This is a genomic window from Nocardia sp. NPDC003963, from assembly GCF_053605105.1.
In genome coordinates this window covers 20,674-27,703 of sequence record NZ_JBSGIP010000057.1, presented here as the reverse complement: position 1 = coordinate 27,703, position 7,030 = coordinate 20,674, and the positions used below count along the sequence as shown (strand labels likewise).

The window sequence follows — 7,030 nt, the reverse complement described above, 5'->3', positions numbered from 1 at the left end:
AGCGCATGCGCCGAAGGCGCGAGTCTCGAGGCCTGAACGGCGGGACACCAGGGGGCCTCAACCCCCGCGACGCCGAAGGCGGCGCCAAAAACACAGCACCTTCACAAGCAGGCCCACATCCCGCCTCCACGAACCAGCCCACCCCCGTCGCGGGGGAATCCCGTCCGCGACACCCGCACCACCCCGTCCGCAACCGGTATACACGACACAGATCTCGCATCGACAAGCCCCCGAACCCCGCCACAGGAAAGCCCCCTGGACACTTCTCCCCCGTTCTGGATGGTCGACCTGTGCAATGGTCGAGCTTCCACCCCAGTTCCGCCGCGCCGTAGCGCAGGATCGCGGCGGCTGGGCGAAGTGGCGAAGAACGGGTAGTCGGAACACAGCCCAGCGACGAAGACGTCTCCATTAATACAGACAATTCCGAAATAGCGGTCAATCGGTGTGTGAACAGATCATCGAACACCGTGCAACAGATATGTGACATTTCGCCACCGACGATCCCCCCGCTGTGGCCGATCAAGACCAAGTAGGGCTAGCGTCTAGACGTGGCAATGAGTCTGTTGGGGAAGGCCGGCCACGGTCCGGCCGCATATGAATCCGGGTTCGCTGCATATCGGGCAGGTGTCGACCGCCTGCTCGCGAGCTATCGCGCCATCCCGGCGGGCGCAAACGTGCGGCTGGCCAAGAAGACTTCCAATCTTTTCCGCGCGCGCGCGAAGAACACGGCACCGGGACTGGATGTCTCGGGGCTCACCCGGGTGATCGAAGTCGACCCGGACGCCCGGACAGCCGAGGTCGCGGGGATGACCACGTACGAAGAGCTGGTGGCGGCCACCCTGCCCTACGGTCTGGCGCCCCTGGTGGTGCCGCAGCTCAAGACCATCACCCTGGGCGGCGCGGTGACCGGGCTCGGTATCGAATCGACCTCGTTCCGCAACGGCCTGCCGCACGAATCGGTGCTGGAGATGGAAGTGCTCACCGGCGCAGGTGAGCTCGTCACCATCACCCCCGACGGAGCGGACGGCGAACTCTTCCGCGGTTTCCCGAACTCCTACGGCACGCTGGGTTACACCACCCGGTTGAAGATCGAATTGGAATCGGTGCCGCCGTATGTGGAATTGCGCCATCTGCGGTTCCACGACCTGCGCGAACTCGAGTCCGTGCTGGAGCGGATCGTACTGGAACGCAGCCACGACGGAGAACAGGTCGACTATCTGGACGGCGTCGTGTTCAGCGCCGGGGAGAGCTACCTCACCCTGGGCCGGCAGACCGGCGAACCGGGACCGGTGAGCGATTACACCGATATGGATATCTACTACCGGTCCATCCAGCACGACGGCCCGGCGCCGAAACGCGACCGGCTCACGATCCACGACTATCTCTGGCGGTGGGATACCGACTGGTTCTGGTGCTCACGCGCGTTCGGGACACAGAACCCGAGGATCCGCCGTTTCTGGCCTAAACGCTATCGGCGCAGCAGCTTCTACTGGAAGCTGGTCGCGCTCGATCATCGCTACAACATCGGCGACAAATTGGCCGCGCGCCGGGGCGAACCACCGCAGGAACGCGTGGTGCAGGATATCGAAGTTCCGGTGGAACGCACTGCGGATTTCGTGGAGTGGTTTCTGCGTGAGGTCCCCATCGAGCCCATTTGGCTGTGCCCACTGCGTTTGCGTGATTCCGCCGCGGCGGACGACGCCCGGCCCTGGCCGCTGTATCCGCTGCGCCCGGGCCGCACCTATGTGAATATCGGCTTCTGGTCGGCGGTTCCGAAATCGCCGGGCCAGATGGATGGCGCGGCGAACCGTGCCATCGAGAAAACCGTCACCGAATTCGACGGACACAAATCCCTGTACTCGGACTCCTTTTACGAGCCCGAGGAATTTGCCGCTCTTTACGGCGGTGAAAGTTACAAAACATTGAAGAAACGCTACGATCCCGGCCAGCGTCTGCTGGATCTGTACTCGAAGGCGGTGCAACGCAGATGACTACATTCAAGGATAGATCCGATGCTTTCGCGGACCTGGGCACCCGGCTCAGCATCGCCGAGGTTGTCGAAACCTTGGTCGAAGGCGATGTCCCCATCAAGCTGACCGCATACGACGGCAGCACAACCGGCCCGGTGGATTCCGAGTTCGCACTCGAGATCCGGAATCCGCGGGGCATCAACTATCTCGCCAACGCCCCCGGCGATCTCGGTCTGGCCCGCGCCTACATATCCGGTGATATGGACGCGGCGGGAGTGCATCCCGGTGACCCCTACAAAATCCTCGCCGCGATGACGGACCTGAAATTCAAACGTCCGTCGGCACTTTCCCTGGTGGCCATCGCCCGGTCGCTCGGCTGGGAACGGCTGCGACCGGTGCCGCCACCGCCGCAGGAGACCCTGCCGCGCTGGCGCCGGATCGCACTGGAGGGTTTGCGGCATTCCAAGGCCCGCGACGCCGAGGTCATCCACCATCACTACGACGTCTCGAACACGTTCTACGAGTATGTCCTCGGGCCGTCGATGACCTACACCTGCGCCTGCTACGGCGACCGGGACTGGACGCTGGAGCAGGCGCAGGAGAACAAGTACCGGCTGGTCTTCGAGAAGCTGCGGCTGAAAGAGGGCGATCGCCTGCTCGATATCGGTTGCGGCTGGGGCGGGATGGTCCGCTATGCCGCCAAACGGGGGGTCCGGGTCATCGGTGCCACCCTGTCGGCCGAACAGGCCGCTTGGGCGCAGCGGAAGATCGCCGAGGAGGGGCTCGCCGAGCTGGCCGAGGTCCGTCATTCCGACTACCGCGACGTCACCGAAACCGAATTCGACGCGGTGTCCTCGATCGGCCTGACCGAACATATCGGGGTCCAGAACTATCCGTACTATTTCCGGTACATCCAGAGCAAACTGCGCGAGGGTGGCCTGTTCCTCAATCACTGCATCACCCGGCCGGACAACACCCGTACCACCAAGGCGGGCGATTTCATCGACCGATACGTATTCCCCGACGGGGAGCTCATCGGTTCCGGCCGGATCATCAGCGAGATCCAGAACATCGGCCTGGAAGTACTGCACGAGGAGAATCTGCGCGAGCACTACGCGCTGACACTCGCCGAATGGTGCAGGAACCTGGTGGCCAACTGGGATGTGTGTGTGGCCGAGGCCGGGGAGGGCACCGCCAAGGTGTGGGGCCTGTACATGGCGGGGAGCCGGCTCGGTTTCGAACGCAATGTCGTGCAGCTGCATCAGGTACTCGGGGTGAAACTGGGTGCTTCCGGACGCCCCGTGGTACCACTGCGGCCCTGGTGGCAGCCGTAGCGGTACGGTCCGGGCTCAGCTGAGCAGATCGTCGAGGAAGCGGATCGGGACACGGATCTCACCGAGGGTGCGGACCGTGTCCGTTCCGTCCGGCGTGGTGACCGGCAGGTCGTCGCGCACCACGCGCAAGATCTCGCGCACCGCCGGGCCCACGTCCAGTAGTGGCCGGGTCCAGCCGAGTTCGGCGCAGGTGGACAACGCCGGTGCCAGCAGGGCGGCCGATTCGCCGACCCACCCCGCGGCGGCGAGGCATTCGGCGAGCAGCAACGACATATCGAGCTGGGCCCGCGGTCGCCGCTGTTCGCCGGTGCGCCCGTAGAGCGCGCGGGCATGCCGGGCCGCGCGCTCGTGCTCCTGCCGATCTCCGGATTCGAGCAGAGCGCGGATGACGGTGATCTCGCCGGCCTCGATGTTCAGCACGGTCGGCGCGCGATCCGGGCCGGAATCGCGGTCGCCTCCGGTGAGTTCGGCCAGACTGCGCGCGGTACTGTCCGCGGCCTCGGGCCGATCGCCGGGGCCCGGGGCCACGATTCCCAGGTGGATCTGCTCGGCCCGGATATGGGCGGCCAGCCGGGACAGCTGCTGATCGGCCGCGATCCGCGATCCCTCGGACAACCGCACCGCGGCCGCGGTGAGGTCACCGCGCAGGGCCTTCACCCGGGCACCGGTGACGATGGTGGCGATCAATGATTCGATCGGGCCGATCCGCGCCACCAGTCGGTAGCTCTCGTCGAACAGTTCCTCGGCGGCGGTCAGATCACCCCGCCGATATTCCAGCTCACCGAGCAGCCCGGCTACCGCCCGGACCCCGTGTGAGCGTGCCCCGGACCGGGTCTTCGCAATCTCGTATGCCTGGCGGTAGGCGCTCAGCGCGGCCGGGATATCGAGCTGTTCGTAGGCGATGAGTCCACGGCCGCACCACGCGAATATCTCACCGAGCGGTTCCCGCGATCGCTCCTGATACGGGCGCGCCCACTCCAGCACGGCCGCCGCGGCCGCATAATCGAATTCGCAGATCCGGACATAGGCCTGGATATTCGCCGCGGTCGCCACCGTCCACGCGGGCAGCTGGTCGGGGTGTTTCAGCGATTCGGCGACCTGTTCGAGGACACCCGCGGTGCGATCGTGGGCGATCTCGTCGGAGGCGGCGAGTACCGCGGCCTGGCAGCGCTGTGCCCGGACCTCGCCGTCGTCTTCCGGACTCCGCGACAGGACGTTCGACAGCCGGGTCAGCGCGGATCGCGCCGCGCTGGACTGCTGCAGGTTCACATTCGCGCGAGCCACCGCCATCAGCAGTTTCGAACGCGTCGCGACCTGCTGTACCGGCAGTTTCGAGACCGATCCGAGCAGGGTCGCGACCCGTGACCCCTCGATCAGATCCATTCCGCCGCTCTCCAGCAGATCGAGCGCGGTCTTGAAATCGGTGCCGGCCAGGGAGTGGTCCACCGATTTGCGCAACAGTTGATGTTCGGCGTACCAGCGCGCGGCCCGGCGGTGCAGTGTTTTCACCCGGCCCGGCCGCGTCCGGTCCAGTCGGGCACGCAGGTATTCGGCGAACAGCGGCTGCATCCGGTACCACTCCGGATCCTCGTCGGTGTGCCGTACGAAAAGTTCGCGCCGTTCGGCCTGTTCGAGTAGCCGCGGGGCCTCGTCGTTACCGGTCGTAGCGGCGGCCAGCGATCCGTTCGCCTGCTCGATCACCGCGAGATCGGAGAGGAAGTCGAGCATTTCCGGTTCCAGGCTGTCCAGCACGTTCTCGGCCAGATACTCGCGGATACCGTGCCCGCCCTCCGATATCCGATTCAGTAGTCCCGCGGGGTCCGGGTCGTCGCGCAGGGCGAGGCTGATCAGCTGGATCGCGGCGGGCCAGCCGTCGGTGGCGGTGTAGATCCGGTCGATCTGATCGGAATCGAGGGTGAAACCGTTGCTTCGCACCAGGATTTCACCGGTTTCGGCCCGGGTCAGCCGCAATTGCTCGGAATCTATCTGTACCAGTTCGTCGTTCATCCGCATCCGGCCCATCGGCAGATCGGACGGATCACGACTGGCCACCACGAACCGCAGGTGGTGGCAGCCGCTGTCCAGGAGCGCCGACAGCACCCGCAGCGCACCGGGATCGCTGAGCCGGTGCCAGTCGTCGATGATCACGACCACTGGTTTCCCGCTGGTGTGCAGTTCGTCGATCAGACTCGATATCGCGAAGGTGACCGTATCCGCGGGCCGCTCCTCGAGCATCTGCCCCAGGCCGGCGCCGATCTCCGGCCGGACCCGGTTGACCGCCTCGATCAGATGTGCCAGGAACCAGACCTCGTTGTCGTCCCCGCTGTCGATACCGATCCAGGCGACGGGCAGGTCCAATCCGGCCAATTCGTCGCGCCACTGCGCGGCCAGCACACTCTTGCCGAATCCGGCGGGGGCGTGGATCACGGTGAGCCGTCTACCGACACCGTCGCGCAGGATATCCAGCAACCGTGGCCGCCGCACCGGTTCCCGCGGCGGGGTGGGCGGACGGAACTTGGTGGCCGGGCTCGGCGGCAAAGTCGCCGGCGAACCTTCCGGTGCGCTACCGGCCGCGCCGAGCCGGCGGGCCACACCGGTGTGCGGGCCCGTCGCACTACCTCGTTTGCGTGCCCGGGCGACGCCGAACGGGCTCGGGATCTGCGCGGCGTCAGCGGCGGTACCCCGGCGGCCCGACGTGGTGGGCGGTAACAGCGGCCAGCTCCGGCGCGCGGTCACCGCGGGCGCCCTCTCGTGTGCGGGTGGTACGGCGTCGACAGCCGTGACCTCGGGATCCAGCAGTGCCATTTCGTCCGGGACCTGATCGTGGGCGAGCTGCACCGCGCGCAACATCTCACCGAATTCGTAGGCCGAGGCGGGGCGTTCGTCCGGTTCCTGGGCCATGGCCTGTTCGATGACGGCGGCCACATCAGCCGGAATGTCCTGTTCACGAAGGTCGGGAACCGGCTGGGTGGTGATCCGGAGAAACTGTGCCACCACCCGTTCCCCCGCCTGCCGTTCGAACGCCGCGTGGCCGGTGAGCAGAGCGAAAAGGGTGGCACCCAGCCCGTACACATCGGAGCGCACCGTCGGTTCGGCACCTTTGAGGACCTCGGGGGCGGTGAAGGCCGGCGAACCGGTGATCTGGCTGCTCGACGTGCGGAAACCCCCCGGCATGCGGGCGATCCCGAAATCGGTGAGCTGCGGCTCCCCGTAGGAGCTGAGCAGCACGTTGGCCGGTTTCACGTCCCGGTGCAGAATCCGCGTCCGATGCGCGCTCTCGATGGCACCGGCGAGTTTCACTCCGACGCGCAGGGTATCCGTCCAGCTCAGGGGACCCACCTCGTGTACGAGGCGTTCCAGCGAACCGTGCGTGGCGAACGGCATCACGATGAACGGCAATCCGCTGGCGGTCACGTCGACCTGCAGGATGTCGACGATATTGGGATGCCCCGACAACCGGCCCATCGCGTGTTCCTCGCGTAGGAAGCGCTCCCGGCTCTCGGGGTCGAGATCGGAGGAGAGCACCTTCACCGCGACCACCCGATCCAGCGCCCGCTGGACACAGCGGTACACGATGCCGAAACCGCCACGCCCGATCTCGTGTGCTTCGGTCAGCCCGAGCGCCGCGAGTTCCTCGGACATCCGTTCCGTTTCGCCGGGGTCGGGTCCGGCCGGGCTCGCGACGCCCATGGTGGGTTCGGGTGGTGTCGCTTCCGCGGATGCGCC

3 protein-coding genes are annotated in these 7,030 nt (G+C 66.3%); 2 read left to right on the top strand and 1 reads right to left on the bottom strand.

Annotated elements, in window-relative coordinates; translation table 11 throughout:
- The first annotated feature begins 554 nt into the window (after positions 1–554).
- Both ACWEWT_RS35420 and ACWEWT_RS35415 read left to right on the top strand, forming a co-directional pair.
- Positions 555–1,991: an FAD-binding oxidoreductase gene (locus tag ACWEWT_RS35420; protein ID WP_452565267.1), complete on the top strand. Its 1,437-nt coding sequence runs from the start codon at positions 555–557 to the stop codon at positions 1,989–1,991.
- Complete coding sequence (locus ACWEWT_RS35415) at positions 1,988–3,304, top strand: class I SAM-dependent methyltransferase (protein ID WP_452565265.1); 1,317 nt, start codon at positions 1,988–1,990, stop codon at positions 3,302–3,304. The genes ACWEWT_RS35420 and ACWEWT_RS35415 overlap by 4 nt, the downstream gene beginning before the upstream one ends.
- Before the next feature lie 15 nt (positions 3,305–3,319).
- On the opposite strand, the gene ACWEWT_RS35410 is transcribed toward ACWEWT_RS35415, so the two are convergent.
- Complete coding sequence (locus ACWEWT_RS35410) at positions 3,320–6,994, bottom strand: protein kinase domain-containing protein (RefSeq protein WP_452565266.1); 3,675 nt, start codon at positions 6,992–6,994, stop codon at positions 3,320–3,322.
- Positions 6,995–7,030: the final 36 nt, after the last annotated feature.

What these genes read in the sequence shown, in the direction of transcription:
- ACWEWT_RS35420 (WP_452565267.1), top strand. Translation starts at nt 555, where the DNA reads ATGAGTCTGTTGGGGAAGGCCGGCCACGGTCCGGCCGCATATGAATCC.
- ACWEWT_RS35415 (WP_452565265.1), top strand. Translation starts at nt 1,988, where the DNA reads ATGACTACATTCAAGGATAGATCCGATGCTTTCGCGGACCTGGGCACC.
- ACWEWT_RS35410 (WP_452565266.1), bottom strand. Translation starts at nt 6,994, where the DNA reads ATGGGCGTCGCGAGCCCGGCCGGACCCGACCCCGGCGAAACGGAACGG.